18 protein-coding genes are annotated in these 16657 nt (G+C 56.6%); 4 read left to right on the top strand and 14 right to left on the bottom strand.

The genetic code is table 11. The annotated features are described in order from the left end of the window. Window positions 1–75: 75 nt before the first annotated feature. The 13 genes from KPHS_06930 to KPHS_06810 all read right to left on the bottom strand — a co-directional run bounded on the left by KPHS_06930 (window position 76) and on the right by KPHS_06810 (window position 12563). Complete coding sequence (locus tag KPHS_06930; RefSeq protein ID YP_005224993.1) at window positions 76–795, bottom strand: purine nucleoside phosphorylase; 720 nt, start codon at window positions 793–795, stop codon at window positions 76–78. Between the two features lie 102 nt (window positions 796–897). Then, window positions 898–2121, bottom strand: a complete 1224-nt coding sequence (locus tag KPHS_06920) for a phosphopentomutase (RefSeq protein YP_005224992.1) — start codon at window positions 2119–2121, stop codon at window positions 898–900. A gap of 52 nt (window positions 2122–2173) precedes the next feature. Continuing rightward, a complete protein-coding gene (locus tag KPHS_06910) occupies window positions 2174–3496 on the bottom strand; it encodes a thymidine phosphorylase (protein YP_005224991.1) in 1323 nt (440 codons plus the stop codon). Window positions 3497–3609: 113 nt separating this feature from the next. Further along, window positions 3610–4410, bottom strand: coding sequence for a deoxyribose-phosphate aldolase (locus KPHS_06900; RefSeq protein YP_005224990.1), 801 nt, complete (start codon window positions 4408–4410; stop codon window positions 3610–3612). Between the two features lie 395 nt (window positions 4411–4805). Further along, entirely contained in the window at window positions 4806–6083 is a 1278-nt protein-coding gene (locus tag KPHS_06890) for a putative Na+ dependent nucleoside transporter (protein YP_005224989.1), read from the bottom strand. Between the two features lie 130 nt (window positions 6084–6213). Beyond that, window positions 6214–7008: a putative hydrolase gene (locus KPHS_06880; protein ID YP_005224988.1), complete on the bottom strand. Its 795-nt coding sequence runs from the start codon at window positions 7006–7008 to the stop codon at window positions 6214–6216. Then, window positions 7005–8078, bottom strand: a complete 1074-nt coding sequence (locus KPHS_06870) for a putative transcriptional regulator (protein YP_005224987.1) — start codon at window positions 8076–8078, stop codon at window positions 7005–7007. The genes KPHS_06880 and KPHS_06870 overlap by 4 nt, the downstream gene beginning before the upstream one ends. A gap of 153 nt (window positions 8079–8231) precedes the next feature. Then, window positions 8232–8393, bottom strand: a complete 162-nt coding sequence (locus tag KPHS_06860) for a DUF1328 domain-containing protein (protein YP_005224986.1) — start codon at window positions 8391–8393, stop codon at window positions 8232–8234. A 129-nt stretch (window positions 8394–8522) separates the two neighbouring features. Then, complete coding sequence (locus KPHS_06850) at window positions 8523–9143, bottom strand: hyperosmotically inducible periplasmic protein (protein ID YP_005224985.1); 621 nt, start codon at window positions 9141–9143, stop codon at window positions 8523–8525. A 219-nt stretch (window positions 9144–9362) separates the two neighbouring features. Then, window positions 9363–10952: a peptide chain release factor 3 gene (locus tag KPHS_06840; RefSeq protein YP_005224984.1), complete on the bottom strand. Its 1590-nt coding sequence runs from the start codon at window positions 10950–10952 to the stop codon at window positions 9363–9365. Window positions 10953–11042: 90 nt separating this feature from the next. Beyond that, the gene (locus KPHS_06830; RefSeq protein ID YP_005224983.1) at window positions 11043–11720 is read right to left on the bottom strand and encodes a nucleotidase; all 678 of its coding nucleotides are present in this window, start codon (window positions 11718–11720) and stop codon (window positions 11043–11045) included. Between the two features lie 14 nt (window positions 11721–11734). Continuing rightward, on the bottom strand, window positions 11735–12181 hold the full coding sequence (locus tag KPHS_06820) for a ribosomal-protein-alanine N-acetyltransferase (protein ID YP_005224982.1): 447 nt from the start codon (window positions 12179–12181) through the stop codon (window positions 11735–11737). Next, window positions 12150–12563, bottom strand: a complete 414-nt coding sequence (locus tag KPHS_06810; RefSeq protein ID YP_005224981.1) for a DNA polymerase III subunit psi — start codon at window positions 12561–12563, stop codon at window positions 12150–12152. Before KPHS_06810 ends, KPHS_06820 begins: the two co-directional genes overlap by 32 nt. 102 nt (window positions 12564–12665) lie before the next feature. Between KPHS_06810 and KPHS_06800 the strand changes: the two genes are divergently transcribed. Next, window positions 12666–13694, top strand: coding sequence for a 16S ribosomal RNA m2G1207 methyltransferase (locus KPHS_06800; protein ID YP_005224980.1), 1029 nt, complete (start codon window positions 12666–12668; stop codon window positions 13692–13694). 512 nt (window positions 13695–14206) lie between these two features. Here KPHS_06800 and KPHS_06790 read toward each other — a convergent pair. Beyond that, window positions 14207–14509 carry a tryptophan-specific transport protein gene (locus tag KPHS_06790; protein ID YP_005224979.1) on the bottom strand — a complete coding sequence of 101 codons (303 nt, stop codon included), beginning with the start codon at window positions 14507–14509 and terminating at the stop codon, window positions 14207–14209. A 7-nt stretch (window positions 14510–14516) separates the two neighbouring features. Between KPHS_06790 and KPHS_06780 the strand changes: the two genes are divergently transcribed. From KPHS_06780 to KPHS_06760, 3 genes are all read left to right on the top strand, one after another. After that, window positions 14517–14687: a hypothetical protein gene (locus KPHS_06780; protein YP_005224978.1), complete on the top strand. Its 171-nt coding sequence runs from the start codon at window positions 14517–14519 to the stop codon at window positions 14685–14687. A 23-nt stretch (window positions 14688–14710) separates the two neighbouring features. Continuing rightward, on the top strand, window positions 14711–15757 hold the full coding sequence (locus tag KPHS_06770) for a putative transmembrane protein (RefSeq protein ID YP_005224977.1): 1047 nt from the start codon (window positions 14711–14713) through the stop codon (window positions 15755–15757). 106 nt (window positions 15758–15863) lie between these two features. Next, a complete protein-coding gene (locus KPHS_06760) occupies window positions 15864–16652 on the top strand; it encodes a ferric hydroximate transport ferric iron reductase (protein YP_005224976.1) in 789 nt (262 codons plus the stop codon). The last annotated feature ends 5 nt before the right edge of the window (window positions 16653–16657 follow it).

The raw sequence follows: 16657 nt of genomic DNA, 5'->3' as shown, positions 1-16657 counted from the left end.
AAAGCCCGCTGCGCTTAGCGGGCCTGGAAAACCGTAGGCCGGGTCAGACGAAGCCGCCACCCGGCACAACAGCTCTTACTCTTTATCGCCCAGCAGCACGGATTCCAGCGCGATTTTGATCATGTCGTTGAAGGTCGTCTGACGTTCAGCGGCAGTGGTCTGCTCGTGGGTACGGATGTGGTCGGAGACGGTGCAGATGGTCAGCGCTTTCGCGCCGAACTCCGCCGCCACGCCGTAGATACCCGCCGCTTCCATTTCCACGCCCAGAATGCCGTATTTTTCCATCACGTCGAACATGGACGGGTCCGGCGTATAGAACAGGTCTGCGGAGAAGATGTTGCCGACGCGCGCGTCAACGCCCAGCGCTTTCGCCGCGTCTACCGCATTACGCACCATGCCGAAATCGGCAATCGCCGCAAAATCATGGTCTTTGAAACGCAGACGGTTCACTTTAGAGTCGGTGCACGCGCCCATGCCGATCACCACGTCACGCAGTTTGACATCTTCACGCACCGCGCCGCAGGAGCCCACGCGGATGATTTTCTTCACGCCGAAATCGGTGATCAGCTCTTTGGTGTAGATAGAGCAGGACGGGATACCCATCCCGTGGCCCATCACGGAGATTTTGCGGCCTTTATAGGTACCGGTGAAGCCCAGCATGCCGCGCACGTTGTTCACTTCACGCACGTCTTCGAGGAAGGTTTCTGCAATGTGCTTCGCGCGCAGCGGGTCGCCCGGCATCAAAACGACGTCAGCGAAATCGCCCATTTCTGCGTTAATGTGAGGAGTTGCCATCTTCAGTTCCTTTTACATTGTTGTTTTTGCCGGGTGGCGGCTACGCCTTACCCGGCCTACAAATCGTAGGCCCGGATCGCTGTGCGCCACCGGGCAATGACCTCAGAACATGGCTTTGCCATATTCCATGTCAGACGTACCAAAGTATTTCGCAATAGTCTGGCCGATGTCCGCGAAGGTTTCACGGTGACCGAGCGAACCTGGTTTCACTTTCGGGCCGTACACCAGCACCGGGATATGCTCGCGGGTGTGGTCAGTACCAGTCCAGGTCGGGTCGCAGCCGTGGTCGGCGGTGAGGATCAGAATGTCGTCTTCACCAACCAGCTCCATCAGCTCCGGCAGACGGCGGTCGAACAGCTCCAGACCCGCCGCGTAGCCAGCGACGTCACGACGGTGGCCCCAGGAGGAGTCAAAATCGACGAAGTTAGTGAAGACGATAGTCTCGTCGCCCGCTTCCTTCATCTCTTTGATGGTCGCGTCGAACAGCGCGTCCAGCCCGGTGGCTTTCACTTTCTTAGTGATACCGCAGTTGGCGTAGATATCGGCGATTTTACCCACGGACACCACGTGGCCGTTTTTCTCGTCGACCAGCTTCTGCAGCACGGTCGGCGCCGGCGGCTCTACCGCCAGGTCGTGACGGTTACCGGTACGCTGGAAGTTACCGGCTTTGTCGCCCACGAAAGGACGAGCAATCACGCGACCAATGTTATAGCCGCCTTCGGTCAGTTCTTCACGCGCGATTTCGCACAGCTCATACAGCTTGTCGAGGCCAAAGGTCTCTTCGTGACAGGCGATCTGGAACACCGAGTCAGCGGAGGTATAGAAGATCGGTTTCCCGGTTTTCATATGCTCTTCGCCGAGCTGATCGAGGATCACCGTCCCGGAGGAGTGGCAGTTGCCGAGATAGCCCGGCAGGTTGGCGCGTTTCACCAGCTTATCCAGCAGCTCCTGCGGGAAACTGTTTTCCTGGTCGCTGAAGTAGCCCCAGTCAAACAGCACCGGCACGCCGGCGATTTCCCAGTGGCCGGACGGGGTATCTTTACCGGAAGAAAGTTCATGCGCCCAGGCATAGGCGCCAATCACTTCGGCATTGCCATCCATACCCGCGGCAATTTTACCGGTGGAGCCTTCATGCGCTTTCACCAGACCCAGACGGGTCAGGTTCGGTAAATTCAGCGGGCCTTTGCGGCCGTGGTCAGCCTCGCCTTTGGCGCAGGCTTCTGCAATGTGGCCCAGCGTATCGGCGCCGACGTCGCCAAAGCGGTCTGCGTCTTCCGTTGCGCCAATCCCAAAGGAGTCCAGCACCATGATAAATGCACGTTTCATCTTGTTCTCCATACATCTTGCGCTGCAAAAAAGCGATCAGATCAGTATATCGCTATTCAGTGATACGGCGATAGACTGTCGGTGTAATTTCCGGGGCTTTATCGTCCAGTTTAATGGCCGCTTTGACCGCTTTCGCGGCCTCCTGCCAGCTGTTCTCGTCTTTGGCATGGATCACCGCCAGCGGACGCTGTCCGTCGACGCGGTCACCCAGACGCGCCATCTCGGTAAAGCCAACGCTATAGTCAATGGTGTCCGATGCCTGACGGCGGCCGCCGCCCATAGAAACCACTGCCATGCCCAGCGCGCGAGTATCCATCGCGCTGATAAAACCTTCGGTATCAGCATAGACTGCTTTGCTCAGCATCGCCGTCGGCAGATAATTAGCATAATTCTCGACAAAGTCGCTCGGCCCTTTCTGCGCCGCGACCATGCGGCCAAACACTTCCGCCGCTTTACCGTTATCCAGCACCGCCTGCAGCTTCGCGCGCGCCTCGGCATCGTCCGCCGCCAGCTTGCCGGAGATCAGCATTTCCACACACAGCGCCATTGTCACGTCGAACAGGCGCGGGTTGCGGTATTCGCCGGTCAGGAACTGCACCGCTTCGCGAACTTCAACGGCGTTGCCGGCGCTGGAGGCCAGTACCTGATTCATATCGGTCAGCAGCGCGGTGGTGCGCACGCCGGCGCCGTTGGCGACACCCACGATCGCTTCGGCCAGCGCGGCAGAGAGTTCATAAGTCGGCATAAACGCGCCGCTGCCGACTTTGACGTCCATCACCAGCGCATCCAGCCCTTCCGCCAGCTTCTTCGCCAGAATCGAGGCGGTAATCAGCGGGATGGAGTCCACCGTCGCGGTAATATCGCGGGTGGCATAGAAACGTTTGTCGGCCGGGGCAAGGGAGCTGGTCTGCCCGATAATTGCCACGCCAACATCTTTAATAATCTCGCGGAAGCGGTTGTCGTCCGGGAAGATATCGAAGCCCGGGATCGCTTCCAGTTTGTCCAGCGTACCGCCGGTATGGCCGAGGCCGCGGCCGGAGATCATCGGTACGTAACCACCGCAGGCGGCCACCATCGGCCCCAGCATCAGCGAAGTGACATCCCCGACGCCGCCGGTAGAGTGTTTATCGACGATCGGACCGTTAAGGTTGAGGCTTTTCCAGTCCAGAACGGTACCGGAATCCCGCATCGCCATGGTCAGCGAAACGCGCTCCGGCATAGACATATCGTGGAAGAAGATGGTCATCGCCAGCGCGGCGATCTGCCCTTCAGAGATAGTATTGTCGCGGATGCCGTTGATGAAAAAGCGGATCTCTTCATCGCTTAATGCCTGACCATCACGTTTTTTACGAATAATTTCTTGTGCGAGAAACACGGTAACCTCCCAAAGAGAATAAATTGCCGGATGACGGCGCGAGCGCCTTATCCGGCCTACAGGCATCAATTCGTAGGCCGGATAAGCGCAGCGCCATCCGGCAAATCAAGGGATTAGTAGCTGCTGGCGCTCTTGCCGTCGCCGTGACCCAGGGCTTTCAACAGGCTAGCCAGCAGGCTGGATGCGCCAAAACGATAGTGACGAGAATCGGCCCAGTCGGCGCCGAACAGTTCATCAGCGATCGCCAGGAACTGCTGCGCGTCTTCCGCGCTGCGCACGCCGCCCGCCGGTTTGAAGCCAACGGTTTTCTCAACGCCCATATCGCGGATCACTTCCATCATGATGCGCGCGCTTTCCGGCGTGGCATTCACCGGCACTTTACCGGTCGAGGTTTTGATGAAATCGGCCCCGGCTTTGATAGAGATTTCAGACGCTTTACGGATCAGCGCTTCTTCTTTCAGCTCACCGGTTTCGATGATCACTTTCAGCAGCACGTTAGCCGCCGCACAGGCTTCCTTACAGGCTTTCACCAGCTCGAAACCGACCTGCTCGTTGCCGGCGATCAGCGCGCGGTACGGGAAGACCACGTCCACTTCATCTGCTCCGTAAGCGATCGCCGCGCGGGTTTCCGCCAGCGCAATGTCGATATCGTCATTCCCGTGCGGGAAGTTGGTGACCGTGGCGATGCGAATATCCGGCGTCCCCTGCTCATTCAGCGTTTTACGGGCGATCGGGATGAAGCGCGGGTAGATGCAGACCGCCGCGGTGTTACCCACCGGCGTTTTCGCCTGATGACACAGGGCAATGACTTTCTCATTGGTGTCGTCGTCATTCAGAGTGGTCAGGTCCATCAGTTTTAACGCGCGCAGGCTGCTTGCTTTTAAATCAGTCATTTCATACTCCGCCGGCGTCATGCCGGATCAATAGTTTGTTCACCTTGCGAGTCTGTTACTATTGTAACATTCGCTCGTCGTTACACTTCGACATTCATCACAGTTAATGAAAACTACTTACTAATTTGCATTACTGTAACGTGATTAAAATCACAAATTAGCACTCAATACCGCAGCAATTATCGTTAGTCCCCTCTTAAGCATAATCGATACTATACCGCCGATGAGAATGTGATAATTCTAACACACAATAACAGGTACACTCGATAGCGTGGCGCACATTTTGCCCAACTTACGGGCAATAAAAACGCTACAAATTGAAATATAAACCTTTTTTCAAAAAAGAGAGTGGTGATGGAATTATCACATTTACAGCAACACCAGCGGCACGGTGGCCGCTGGTTCAGGAGACAGGCTTACAGGGCGAGAAAAACCCCAGCGATGGTGGCGCTCATCAGGTTGGACAGCGTCCCCGCCGCTACCGCACGTAGCCCAAGCTGAGCGATATCCTGCCGCCGGTTGGGCGCCATTCCCCCGAGTCCGCCAATCAGAATGGCGATCGATGACAGGTTGGCAAAGCCGCACAGCGCGAAAGAGATAATGGCTTTGGTGTGATCTGAAATGACCTGCAGCCCGGCCGCCGCCACTTCGGCATCTGCCTTTAAATATTCGCCAAAGTTCATGTAGGCCACGAACTCGTTAATGATCAGCTTCTGGCCGATAAACGACCCCGCCACCGTCGCTTCGTGCCACGGCACGCCAATCACCCACGCCAGCGGTGAGAAGATCCAGCCGAGGATCATCTGCAGCGACAGCTCAGGATGGTTAAACCAGCCGCCGACGCCGGAGAGTATGCCGTTCAGCAGGGCGATCAGCGCAATAAACGCCAGCAGCATCGCGCCGACGTTGAGCGCCAGTTGCATACCAGACGCGGCGCCGGAGGCGGCGGCATCCAGCACGTTGGCCGGTTTATCCGCGTCAGCGCTTTGGCTGTCATGAGCCGGGTTATCGTCCGGTTTTTCCGTTTCCGGTACGATAATTTTGGCAAACAGCAGGCCTCCCGGCGCCGCCATAAACGACGCGGCAATAAGGTACTCCAGCGGAACGCCCATCTGCGCGTAGCCCGCCAGTACCGAGCCCGCCACCGAGGCCAGGCCGCCGCACATGACCGCAAACAGCTCCGAGCGGGTCATGGTGGCGATATAAGGACGCACCACCAGCGGCGCTTCGGTCTGACCAACGAAGATGTTCGCTGTAGCCGATAGCGATTCGGTACGTGAGGTCTTCAGCACTGCCCGCAGCGCGCCGCCGAGAATGCGAATGACCAGTTGCATAATGCCCAGGTAGTAAAGCACGGCAATCAGCGACGAGAAGAAGACGATCACCGGCAGCACGCGCAGGGCAAAGACGAAGCCGCCGCCGCCAAACACCTCGAACATTTTATCGGAGACCAGCCCACCGAAGATAAAGCTGATCCCTTCGTTACCATAGGCGATTACGCTGGCGACGCCATTCGACATCGCTAGCAGCGCCGAGCGCCCGGCCGGTACATATAATATCAATGCGCCGATACCCACCTGGATTATCCAGGCGCCGAGCACGGTGCGCAGGTTAATGGCTTTTCGGTTATTGGAGAGCAGCACAGCAATGGCCAATAGCGCCACCATGCCGATAAGTCCCATGAGGATTTGCATACAGATTCCCTGTGTTTTTGATAGTCCAGTACTAACCGCGTGATTATATCGGCCTGAAACTATCCTGCCCGTCTGGCTTCACACATTTTAAGCAAATCAATGATATGGATGGACAATTATGAGAAATCGATCACCATACAGAGGCCGGGGGAAGGGAAAACAAGGCGAGCGTATTGTGCATGATCCCTTCTTCTATGGCTGCCGGCGACTCCGGACGCAGTTCACACAGCGCCTCAAATACCCGTGCAGCTTGTTCCGGTCGATTGGGCTGTCCCTGAAAGCCATTTAGCGGCATATCCGGCGCATCGGTCTCCAGCAGCAGAGCGGAAAGCGGCAGACGCGCCATCACTTCACGGGTTTTACTGGCGCGGGGATAGGTAATGGTGCCGCCAACGCCGATCTTATAGCCAAGCTGAACGAAGCGCTCGGCCTGCTGCAGGCTGCCGGCAAAGCCATGGATGACTCCGGTACGCGGCAGGGCATGTTTTTTCAGCAGCATCGCCAGCTTATCGTGGGTGCGTCTGGAGTGGAGGATCACCGGCAGATCGTAACGCTTCGCCAGCCTCAGCTGCGCTTCCAGCAGCGCCTGCTGACGATCAAACTGCGGATCGTCGCGATAAAGATCGAGGCCAATCTCTCCCACCGCCACCAGTTTAGGCGGCCGCTGCGCCATCAAGGCTTCCAGCTGCGCCAGTCCCTCATCAGTATGCTCTTCGATGACGATCGGATGCATACCCAGCGCGGCGTACAGCGCTTCGTGCTGAGCTGCCAGCGCCAGCACGCGGCTAAAACGCTCAGCAGAGATGGCTGGAACGATAATTCGCCCGACGCCGGCCTGCGCCGCACGCGCCAGGCTGGCGACCTCATCTGCCGCGAAGGGGGGAAAATCAAAGTGACAGTGGGTATCGATAAAACGGTGCGTCACGCCAGATCCTCATGATCAAAACTGGGGTCATTCGCCTGGGGCGCAGGAATGATGGTCGCCTGGGGCGCTTCATTGGCCACCGGCACCGGCGGCACCACCACCGGCGCGGGCCGGGCAATACGCGGCGCGTGGCGCAGCAGCGGCGGCTGGTCGGCCAGTAGTTTACCCACCGTTGCCAGGAAATAACGGCCGCACTGGCGCCCGGTTTTGTAGTCCTCCAGCAGCGCCGGTAGTCGGCTGCCAAGCGCCATGCTGCGCAGCGGCCGCTGCGGATAGATTTCGAAGATCCGCAACTTACCCGGCGGTTTCTCGATGAACTGCTGGATGGCGCGGTAGGTGGTTTCGTGATGATGCACCAAATTGACCAGCGGTTGCAGACTACTCTCTCCCAGCCAGCGCTCCATCCGCTTGAACCACTGCGGGGTATAAAACATCTGCGAAGGGACGGTACGGATCACCACGATGGTCTGGGCGCCGCGGCGGGCCGCCTCCTGCACCGGGATCGCATCGCTGACGCCGCCGTCCAGGTAGCTAACGCCGTCGAGCAACACGCCGCTGCGATAAAAGCCGGGGATGGCGCTGGAGGCGCGGATCAGATCCAGCCACGTTTGCGGCGTCGGCGAAAAATAGCTGGCGGAGTAATCGTCACCGCGGCAAGCGCATAGCCACAGCTCTTTGCCCAACGCGAACTGCGCTTCGGCATAGTTCATGGCAAGCGGCATTTGCTGCGAAGTGGCCTCAACCAGCCAGTCGAGATCGATAAGGTTGCCGCCGCGCACAAAGCGCATCGGATCGAAAAACTGGCGTGAAGTGGTGTAGCGGGTGATAACTTTGCGGGCATAGCCTTGCTGATTACACATGTAGGCGGAGAGGTTTTGCGCGCCGGCGGAAGTACCCAGCATCAGGTCAAAGGGGTTAAATCCGGCGCGCATAAATTCGTCCAGCACCCCGGCAGTAAAAATCCCTCGCTGTCCTCCGCCTTCGCATACCAGCGCCAGCTTGCCTGGTCGGAAGGGTTTAACCGCCAGCGGGGCGATATTGCCCAGCGTGACGGGAATGCGTTGCCCCACCCTGCTTTCCTGTTCGATTGATCTTCTCCTGACAAGGTAACGCAATTTGCCCGCCGCTTAAACCGCGAAAGCCAGTCCTCAGGACTGGCTTTGTGTAAGATGACGTGTCAGTAAAAATGCTTAGGCTTCAGTATCGCCCGCATCGCGGGCCGCCTAAGGACGTCTGCGTCCTGTAAACAGGCTCACCAGGAACAAGATAATCCCGACGACAAAGACGATTTTCGCTGCGCCAGCGGCCGTACCCGCCAGACCACCAAAGCCCAGAGCCGCAGCAATTAATGCAATGACCAGAAAAATAATTCCCCATCGAAACATACTTTTCTCCTTACCATAATGGACGGTGAACAGCGGTTTGCGCACCCTTTCTGTATAGCTCATCGCTCAGTGGATGCTGCTATTCGTTCGGCAACCTTGGCCAGACAACACTTTTGTTAATAACTCGGTTTACTTAACGCTAAGATCGTTGCGCACGCTTTTCACACCGGAGACCGCTTTCGCAATCTCTGCGGCACGCTCCGCCTGCGCCGCGGAAGCCACCGTACCGGTCAGATGTACCGCGCCGGCGTTGGTTTCGACTTTCACATTGCGCGAAGGGACAATGTCATCCGCCAGCAGCTTGGCTTTCACTTCGCTGGTAATGGCGGTATCCCCGGCATAGCCTTTCAGCGTCGCCGTCTCGCTCGATGATTTATGATGGACCGTCAGCTTGTCGTTAACGTGTGAGACGCCTTTGACCTCTTTCGCTACGCTCAGTGCCTGACTTTTCTGTTCAGCACTGGTGACGTCGCCGCTGAGGGTGACCACTTTATTCTCCGTTTTCACCGAAATATCGCCGGAGTTAATATCTTTATGGTCGATCAGCGCCGCTTTTACCCGTGCGGTAATGGTACTGTCGTCCATAAAATCGCCGACTTTGTTAATCGAATTATCTACCGCCTCTCCCGCATTGCTGGCAGCCGACTTCGCACTGTCTACCGTTGTTTTTTCCGTCTCTGCCGAGGCGTTCAACGCGGCTAAGCCTAAGAAGAGCGCCAGCAACATATTGGCATTCTTTAGTCTGGTCATCGTTATGTCCTCGTTTTTTCACCAGCGCTGGCGTCTTATCGCAGTGAATTACGCCAGCATTTTTAAAAACACGAATTAAATATAGTAGACAGACGAAGGGGTTGCGGAGGATATGGATAAAAAACAGACGAATTAGCGGTGTTTTAAGAACTTTCCAGAAGGAAGGGAACGGGGGCGTAATCAGAAAAAAGCGCGGCCTGCGCCGCGCTTCGTCAGGGATTAGTGCTCGCGCGTTTTGCGGAACACCACGTCAGGGTAACGCTCCTGCGTCAGGTTCAGGTTGACCATTGTCGGGGCGATGTAGGTCAGGTTATCGCCGCCATCCAGCGCCAGCTGAACTTCATTTTTCCGCTTGAACTCTTCGAACTTCTTCACGTCAGTAGATTCAACCCAGCGCGCGGTGGCCACGTTGACCGATTCGTAAATCGCTTCCACGTTGTATTCGCTTTTCAGACGCGCTACCACCACGTCAAACTGCAGCACGCCGACGGCGCCAACGATCAGATCGTTATTAGCGATCGGGCGGAAGACCTGGACCGCGCCCTCTTCAGAGAGCTGAACCAGCCCTTTCAGCAGCTGTTTCTGCTTCAGCGGATCCTTCAAGCGAATACGACGGAACAGTTCCGGCGCGAAGTTCGGAATACCGGTGAACTTCATCATCTCGCCCTGGGTAAAGGTATCGCCAATCTGAATGGTGCCGTGGTTATGCAGGCCGATGATATCGCCTGGGTACGCTTCTTCAACGTGCGAGCGATCGCCCGCCATAAAGGTCAGCGCGTCGGAAATCACTACGTCCTTGCCGATACGCACCTGACGCAGCTTCATGCCCTTTTCATATTTGCCGGACACCACCCGCATGAAAGCCACGCGGTCGCGGTGTTTCGGATCCATGTTGGCCTGAATTTTAAACACGAAGCCGGTGAATTTCTCTTCCGTGGCGGTGACTTCACGCGTGTCGGTGTTGCGCGGCATCGGCGCCGGGGCCCACTCCACCAGGCCATCCAGCATATGGTCAACGCCGAAGTTACCTAACGCGGTTCCGAAGAAGACCGGGGTGATTTCCCCGGCCAGGAACAGATCTTTGTCGAACTCATTCGACGCCCCCTGCACCAGCTCCAGCTCGTCACGCAGCTGCTGCGCCAGGTCTTCCCCCACCGCCGCGTCGAGATCCGGGTTGTTGAGCCCCTTCACGATACGCACTTCCTGGATGGTGTGGCCTTTACCGGTCTGATACAGGTAGGTTTCGTCTTTGTAGAGATGATAAACGCCTTTGAACAGCTTGCCGCAGCCGATAGGCCAGGTAATCGGCGCGCAGCCGATTTTCAGCTCGTTCTCGACTTCATCCAGCAGCTCCATCGGATCGCGGATATCACGGTCAAGTTTGTTCATAAAGGTGAGGATCGGCGTATCGCGCAGACGGGTGACTTCCATCAGCTTACGGGTCCGATCTTCGACGCCTTTTGCCGCGTCAATCACCATCAGGCAGCAGTCCACCGCCGTCAGGGTACGGTAGGTATCTTCGGAGAAGTCTTCGTGCCCCGGGGTATCCAGCAGGTTCACCAGGCAGTCATGATACGGGAACTGCATTACCGAGGTGGTGATCGAGATACCACGCTGCTTTTCCATCTCCATCCAGTCGGATTTCGCGTGCTGGCTGGAACCACGACCTTTTACTGTACCGGCGGTCTGAATCGCCTGTCCGAACAGCAGCACCTTTTCGGTGATGGTGGTCTTACCGGCATCCGGGTGAGAAATAATGGCAAAAGTGCGGCGTTTGGCCACCTCTTGCAGATAAGGAGACAACGTCATAATTAATCTTCTAAGTAAACGCGGCCATGGGCCACGCATGTGGAATACGAAAAATTGCGGCTATTTTACCCATCAACGGGGGGGAGGCAATCAGTGTTTACACAGGAGCTGCTCCAGTTCGCTTAACGAGGTCACCGTCCAGTCCGGCTCGAGGTCCGCTGGCAGCTCGCGCTGATGCGCATTGAGCCAGCAGGTCGCCAGTCCGGCGTTCACGCCGCCGCGAATATCCGACTCGGCGGTATCGCCGACCATCAGCACCCGCGAGCGCGGTGGGTTACCCGCCTGCGCCAGCGCATAATCGAAAATACGCGCGTCCGGCTTGGCGACACCCACCTGTTCAGAAATAATCAGCAAATCAAAGTGATCGCGTAAACCTGTCCGCTCCAGACGAGTCTGCTGCAGCGAGGTAAAGCCGTTGGTGATGATGCCCATTCTGACCTTGCCCTGCAGCGCGTTGAGCAGCGAGACCGCGCCCGGCAACGGGGCACAGATTTCCGCCATCGCATTCATAAACGCGTCGTTGAGTTCCCCGGGCGGCACATTCAAACGTCCCGCCCAGCTATCAAAACGCTGATGCTGTAATTGTAGCGAGGTGATGGCGCCGTTTTGGTAATCCACCCATAGCGGCTTGTTCACGGCCTGATAGTCCTGAAAATCTTCGGCGGTAAAGGTCACGCTGTAGTCGAGAAACATCCGCTGCAAGCCGCTGAAAGAATCAAACGTAAACAGCGTTTCATCGGCATCAAAGAAAATCCAGTCCCATTTCATCGTATCACCTTGTGTTACATACTAATTGGCAGAGCCATAATAATGGCGTCTTCGCGTCCGTCGGCCGTAGGATAGTAGTTGCGGCGGATGGTTGCCTCATTGAAACCTACGCTCTCATACAGCGCGATGGCGGCAACGTTGGATGCTCGCACCTCCAGCCACAGCGTGACGACGCCGAGTTTTTCGACTTCATCAATGACATGCTCCAGCAGCGCTCGCCCCAGGCCGCGGCGCTGGTACGCGGGATCGACGGCGATATTGAACAGCGTCGCCTCATCCAGTACCACTTGCGTAATGGCGAAAGCCGCCATTTCGCCATCTACCGACAGCTGATAGTTGCGATAGCGCTCCCCCTGGTTACTGGCCAGAGTCTGTTCGCTCCACGGGAAAGCGTGGGCGCGTTTTTCGATGTGCCAGGCTTTGGTTAAATCAGCCGTGCTGAGGGTAGAAATCGTGTTCATGTGCGCAGATTTGTTGCCAGAGCGCCCTGCGAGCCGGCGCGCTGGTCTGGAGTTCATCAAAAGCGGGGGTGGACACCTGGGCGCCCGCCAGCGGCAGCGACGCCTCTGTGCCCAACCGCCAGCTGTTGCAGCGGCTGTCCTGCGGCAGCATCGCCACCCGATCCGGAGTCAGCTGCAGGACCTGATCTGGCGTCACGGCCAGCGCGCGTAATATGTCGCCAATCAGCGGCTCTGTCAGCGACGGCGGGGTTTCCGCCACCATCACCAGACGAATATGTTCAGGAAGCGAGATAGCGATTTCGCCCTGCAACGCCCCCGGTCGGCGCAGCGACCACTGGGTAATGCCCAGCTGCTGTAATTGCCAGTCTCGTCGGGATGTCATAGCGAAACACTCCTGTTAAACAAGCGCGCAATATAGCAAATCCGTCGTATCTGCGCCAACAAACTACTATAATCGGCGCCAGTCTTAATGAAGGAGTGTTTCATGTCCGCTTTTACCCCGGCAAGTGAAGTCTTGCTGCGCCACAGTGATGATTTCGAGTCCGCCCGCGTTCTGTTTGCCGGTGACCTGCAGGATGACCTGCCTGCGCGTCTGGATACCGCGGCCAGCCGCGCCCACACCCAACAGTTCCACCACTGGCAGGTCCTCAACCGCCAGATGGGTGACACCGTCCGTTTTAGCTTAGTGGCTGAGGCCGCTGACGTCGCCGAATGCGACACCCTGATCTACTACTGGCCAAAGAACAAACCAGAGGCGCAGTTCCAGCTGATGAACCTGCTCTCTCTGCTGCCGGTGGGAAGCGACATTTTCGTCGTCGGTGAAAACCGCAGCGGCGTCCGCAGCGCGGAGCAGATGCTGGCTGAATACGCGCCATTAAACAAAGTGGATAGCGCCCGCCGCTGTGGCCTCTATCATGGCCGTCTGGAAAAGCAGCCGACCTTCGACGCCGACGCATTCTGGGGCGAATACACACTGGATAATCTGACGATTAAAACCCTGCCGGGCGTCTTCAGCCGCGACGGTCTGGACGTCGGCAGCCAGCTGCTGCTCTCCACCCTCGAGCCGCATACCAAAGGGAAAGTGCTCGACGTCGGCTGCGGCGCGGGCGTGCTGGCCGCCGCGCTGGCCAGCCATTCACCGAAAGTGCGCCTCACCCTGTGCGACGTCAGCGCCCCGGCGGTCGAAGCCAGCCGCGCGACGCTTGCCGCCAACGGCCTGGCTGGCGATGTGTTTGCCAGCAACGTCTTCTCCGAGGTCAATGGTCGCTTCGACATGATCATCTCCAACCCGCCATTCCATGACGGCCTGCAGACCAGTCTCGAAGCCGCCCAGGCGCTGATCCGCGGCGCGGTTCGCCATCTGAACAGCGGCGGCGAGCTGCGCATTGTCGCCAACGCCTTCCTGCCGTATCCGCAGGTGCTGGATGAGACGTTCGGCTTCCATGAGGTGATCGCCCAGACCGGGCGCTTTAAGGTCTATCGCACCATCATGACCCGTCAGGCGAAAAAATAATCGTCTTTTCACGCCGGCGGCCCGCTCCTGGTACCGCTGGCGCTTCCCGCGGGCAAATCCGCCCATTTTTGCAGCAATCGATACAACCTGCATAATTAACTATTGACGTGTCGCCGAAAACCACTAGAATGCGCCTCCGTGGTAACGATACTTTCAGAGTATCGATGGTATGCGAAGGTGGCGGAATTGGTAGACGCGCTAGCTTCAGGTGTTAGTGTCCTTACGGACGTGGGGGTTCAAGTCCCCCCCCTCGCACCATAATCCACGAAGATATTGCTCGCACTGGGCGAAGGTGGCGGAATTGGTAGACGCGCTAGCTTCAGGTGTTAGTGTCCTTACGGACGTGGGGGTTCAAGTCCCCCCCCTCGCACCAACGAGGCAATATCTCAAAGAAAGAATACTGTGCGAAGGTGGCGGAATTGGTAGACGCGCTAGCTTCAGGTGTTAGTGTCCTTACGGACGTGGGGGTTCAAGTCCCCCCCCTCGCACCAATATTCTTCCCTCTCCCGGCATTATCCTCTCAGTTTAATATCCACAATCATCAGCATTATTCCGCCGATCAACGCGACACACGATGGCAGCAGGATAAAATGGCGCAATTGACGATGCCAGATCATCGCCGCGGACATCAGCATGCCCACCGCGACCAGTACCCGCCATACGTCAGCCGACACTCCGGCATACCCGAGAGCGACAATTAGCGCGCCGGGAATCATCACTCCCCAGCCGCTTCCTAATGCTCGCTGCAGCATGGTTTCACCTCTCACAACGATAATGATAACCAATATCATATGATAATCTTTATCATTTGTCATTTGCGACGTGCTCTGCCCCTTTTTCTTTACGTTCGCGGTAATGACATACATTCATGAAGGTGATAAATTAAGCGGATTATCGATATATATTAAATATTTTGCTTATTTTGCAAATAACCTTTTTTTGCACATTGTTATCAGACTCTTCATTTTTGGCTTTCATCATTTTGAAATTTAACGACTAATAATGATTCTTCCGATATGACTGCACAAACCTGGCGAGCACACTACGCACAAAAATATCAATATTCCTTACGGCTTTTTTTACTGCTTAATTTCATTTCTTCCTCGCTGTCGCTGGTCACCCCCCTATTTACGGTAGTTCGTTTTACGCTGCCCTGCGCCCTGATCGTCGTCTGCAGCGGGCTGCTGCTGCTCTGGCACTGGAAATGGCCGCAATCGAAAATAAATATTCCCACTATCTCGTTGTTATTTGGCATGCTATGGGCATGGCACGTAGTGACAAAAGCGATGCTATTGACACCGCCGCATTTTAACTATCTGGTGATCGCCCTATTAAGCATTCTGTTTATCGGCACCATCGCTTTTTCCAATAATATCACTGCCTTTACCCTCCACTCTTTACCAACTTTCCTTGCCTGCCTGATAATGGCGGAGGGGGAACAATGGTTGCGTATGACTTACTGCTTTATGCTGCCTATAGCCGGTATTACCCTGCAAAATATTATCCAGAAGCGCAGCGATGCCTTTACGCAGGGTTTAATGGATAAACTGATGCATGAACGCAATACGCTCAACGATCTCAGTATGCTCGATCCCCTGACCGGTTTGTATAATCGCCGCGGACTGCAGAACCGCCTCGATACCCTGCTGGCGCTGGACGGCGACAACCACTACGTGCTGCTCCTCGATATCGATCACTTCAAGGCCTATAACGATCACTATGGTCATATGATGGGTGACCAGGCGCTTATTCGCGTCTCTGCTGCCATTCGCAACGCTGTACGCTCACGCGATATTGTCGCCCGCTTTGGTGGAGAGGAGTTTATGGTGCTGCTGACCAATAGCAGCGAAGAAACGGCCTGGAAGACAGCCGAACGTATACGTCAGCGGGTCTATGACCTGAAGATCCCGCATATGTTTAATGAAAGCGTCGCCACCAACGTCACCATCAGTATTGGCCTGACGCCGCTCATTAATGACAACATTGAACAAGCGCTGGCGCGCGCCGACGGCGCACTCTATGAGGCCAAAAATAAAGGCCGCAACATTATTCTTGCCAGTTGACCTGCGCGCGCTGCGACATCGCGGCGCCGATAAAAGCCTTGCCATGCCGCCTGCAAGCAACTAATATCAGTAATCATTATCATTTAGATTTGTATCTGGAAATCGAATGGCCTGGCGTTCCCTTCCTCTCAGCGATGAACTTATCTGGCGGGCTCCTTTGCCGACGGCTGAGCATGCCCTGGCGGAGAGTATTCGGGAAAAAATCGCCACCCTGCGCCCACACCTGCTTGATTTCCTGCGACTTGACGAACCCGCCCCACGGCACGCGTTAACGCTTGCCGAATGGTCGCAACCCATCGCCTTGCGCTCCCTGCTGGCCACCTGGTCCGATCATATCTATCGTCATCAGCCGACGCTGCCTCGGGAACAGAAGCCTCTGCTCTCGCTCTGGGCGCAATGGTATATCGGTCTGCTGGTGCCGCCGCTGATGCTGGCGCTGCTCAATGAACCGCAAGGCCTCAGCCTGGCGCCAGAACATTTCCATGTCGAGTTTCATGAAAGCGGCCGGGCGGCCTGCTTCTGGATTGATGTGCATAGCGATGCCGACATCGAGAGGCTTTCACCGCAGGCGCGAATGGATGCCCTGGTAACGCGCACCCTGCAGCCGGTTGTTGAGGCGCTGGCAGCGACGGGCGAAATCAATAGCAAACTTATCTGGAGCAATACCGGCTATCTGATTAACTGGTATCTTGGGGAAATGCGCGCGCTGCTGGGTGATGAGCGGCTTGCCGCGCTACGTCAGCACTGTTTTTTTGAAAAACAACTCGCCGATGGCCAGGATAACCCGCTGTGGCGAACGGTGATGCTGCGTGAAGGGCAGTTAGTCCGACGCACCTGCTGTCAGCGCTATCGCCTGCCGGATGTCCAACAGTGCGGCGACTGTACGCTTAAATAATTACC

This window comes from Klebsiella pneumoniae subsp. pneumoniae HS11286, assembly GCF_000240185.1.
GTDB classification, from domain to species: Bacteria; Pseudomonadota; Gammaproteobacteria; order Enterobacterales; family Enterobacteriaceae; genus Klebsiella; species Klebsiella pneumoniae.
The sequence above is the reverse complement of the archived record's forward strand: the minus strand, read 5'-3'. Positions and strand labels throughout refer to the sequence as shown.

What these genes read in the sequence shown, in the direction of transcription:
- KPHS_06820 (YP_005224982.1), bottom strand. Translation starts at nt 12,181, where the DNA reads ATGAACACGATTTCTACCCTCAGCACGGCTGATTTAACCAAAGCCTGG.
- KPHS_06800 (YP_005224980.1), top strand. Translation starts at nt 12,666, where the DNA reads ATGTCCGCTTTTACCCCGGCAAGTGAAGTCTTGCTGCGCCACAGTGAT.
- KPHS_06920 (YP_005224992.1), bottom strand. Translation starts at nt 2,121, where the DNA reads ATGAAACGTGCATTTATCATGGTGCTGGACTCCTTTGGGATTGGCGCA.
- KPHS_06770 (YP_005224977.1), top strand. Translation starts at nt 14,711, where the DNA reads ATGACTGCACAAACCTGGCGAGCACACTACGCACAAAAATATCAATAT.
- KPHS_06840 (YP_005224984.1), bottom strand. Translation starts at nt 10,952, where the DNA reads ATGACGTTGTCTCCTTATCTGCAAGAGGTGGCCAAACGCCGCACTTTT.
- KPHS_06850 (YP_005224985.1), bottom strand. Translation starts at nt 9,143, where the DNA reads ATGACCAGACTAAAGAATGCCAATATGTTGCTGGCGCTCTTCTTAGGC.
- KPHS_06860 (YP_005224986.1), bottom strand. Translation starts at nt 8,393, where the DNA reads ATGTTTCGATGGGGAATTATTTTTCTGGTCATTGCATTAATTGCTGCG.
- KPHS_06890 (YP_005224989.1), bottom strand. Translation starts at nt 6,083, where the DNA reads ATGCAAATCCTCATGGGACTTATCGGCATGGTGGCGCTATTGGCCATT.
- KPHS_06830 (YP_005224983.1), bottom strand. Translation starts at nt 11,720, where the DNA reads ATGAAATGGGACTGGATTTTCTTTGATGCCGATGAAACGCTGTTTACG.
- KPHS_06760 (YP_005224976.1), top strand. Translation starts at nt 15,864, where the DNA reads ATGGCCTGGCGTTCCCTTCCTCTCAGCGATGAACTTATCTGGCGGGCT.
- KPHS_06810 (YP_005224981.1), bottom strand. Translation starts at nt 12,563, where the DNA reads ATGACATCCCGACGAGACTGGCAATTACAGCAGCTGGGCATTACCCAG.
- KPHS_06900 (YP_005224990.1), bottom strand. Translation starts at nt 4,410, where the DNA reads ATGACGCCGGCGGAGTATGAAATGACTGATTTAAAAGCAAGCAGCCTG.
- KPHS_06790 (YP_005224979.1), bottom strand. Translation starts at nt 14,509, where the DNA reads ATGACAAATGATAAAGATTATCATATGATATTGGTTATCATTATCGTT.
- KPHS_06930 (YP_005224993.1), bottom strand. Translation starts at nt 795, where the DNA reads ATGGCAACTCCTCACATTAACGCAGAAATGGGCGATTTCGCTGACGTC.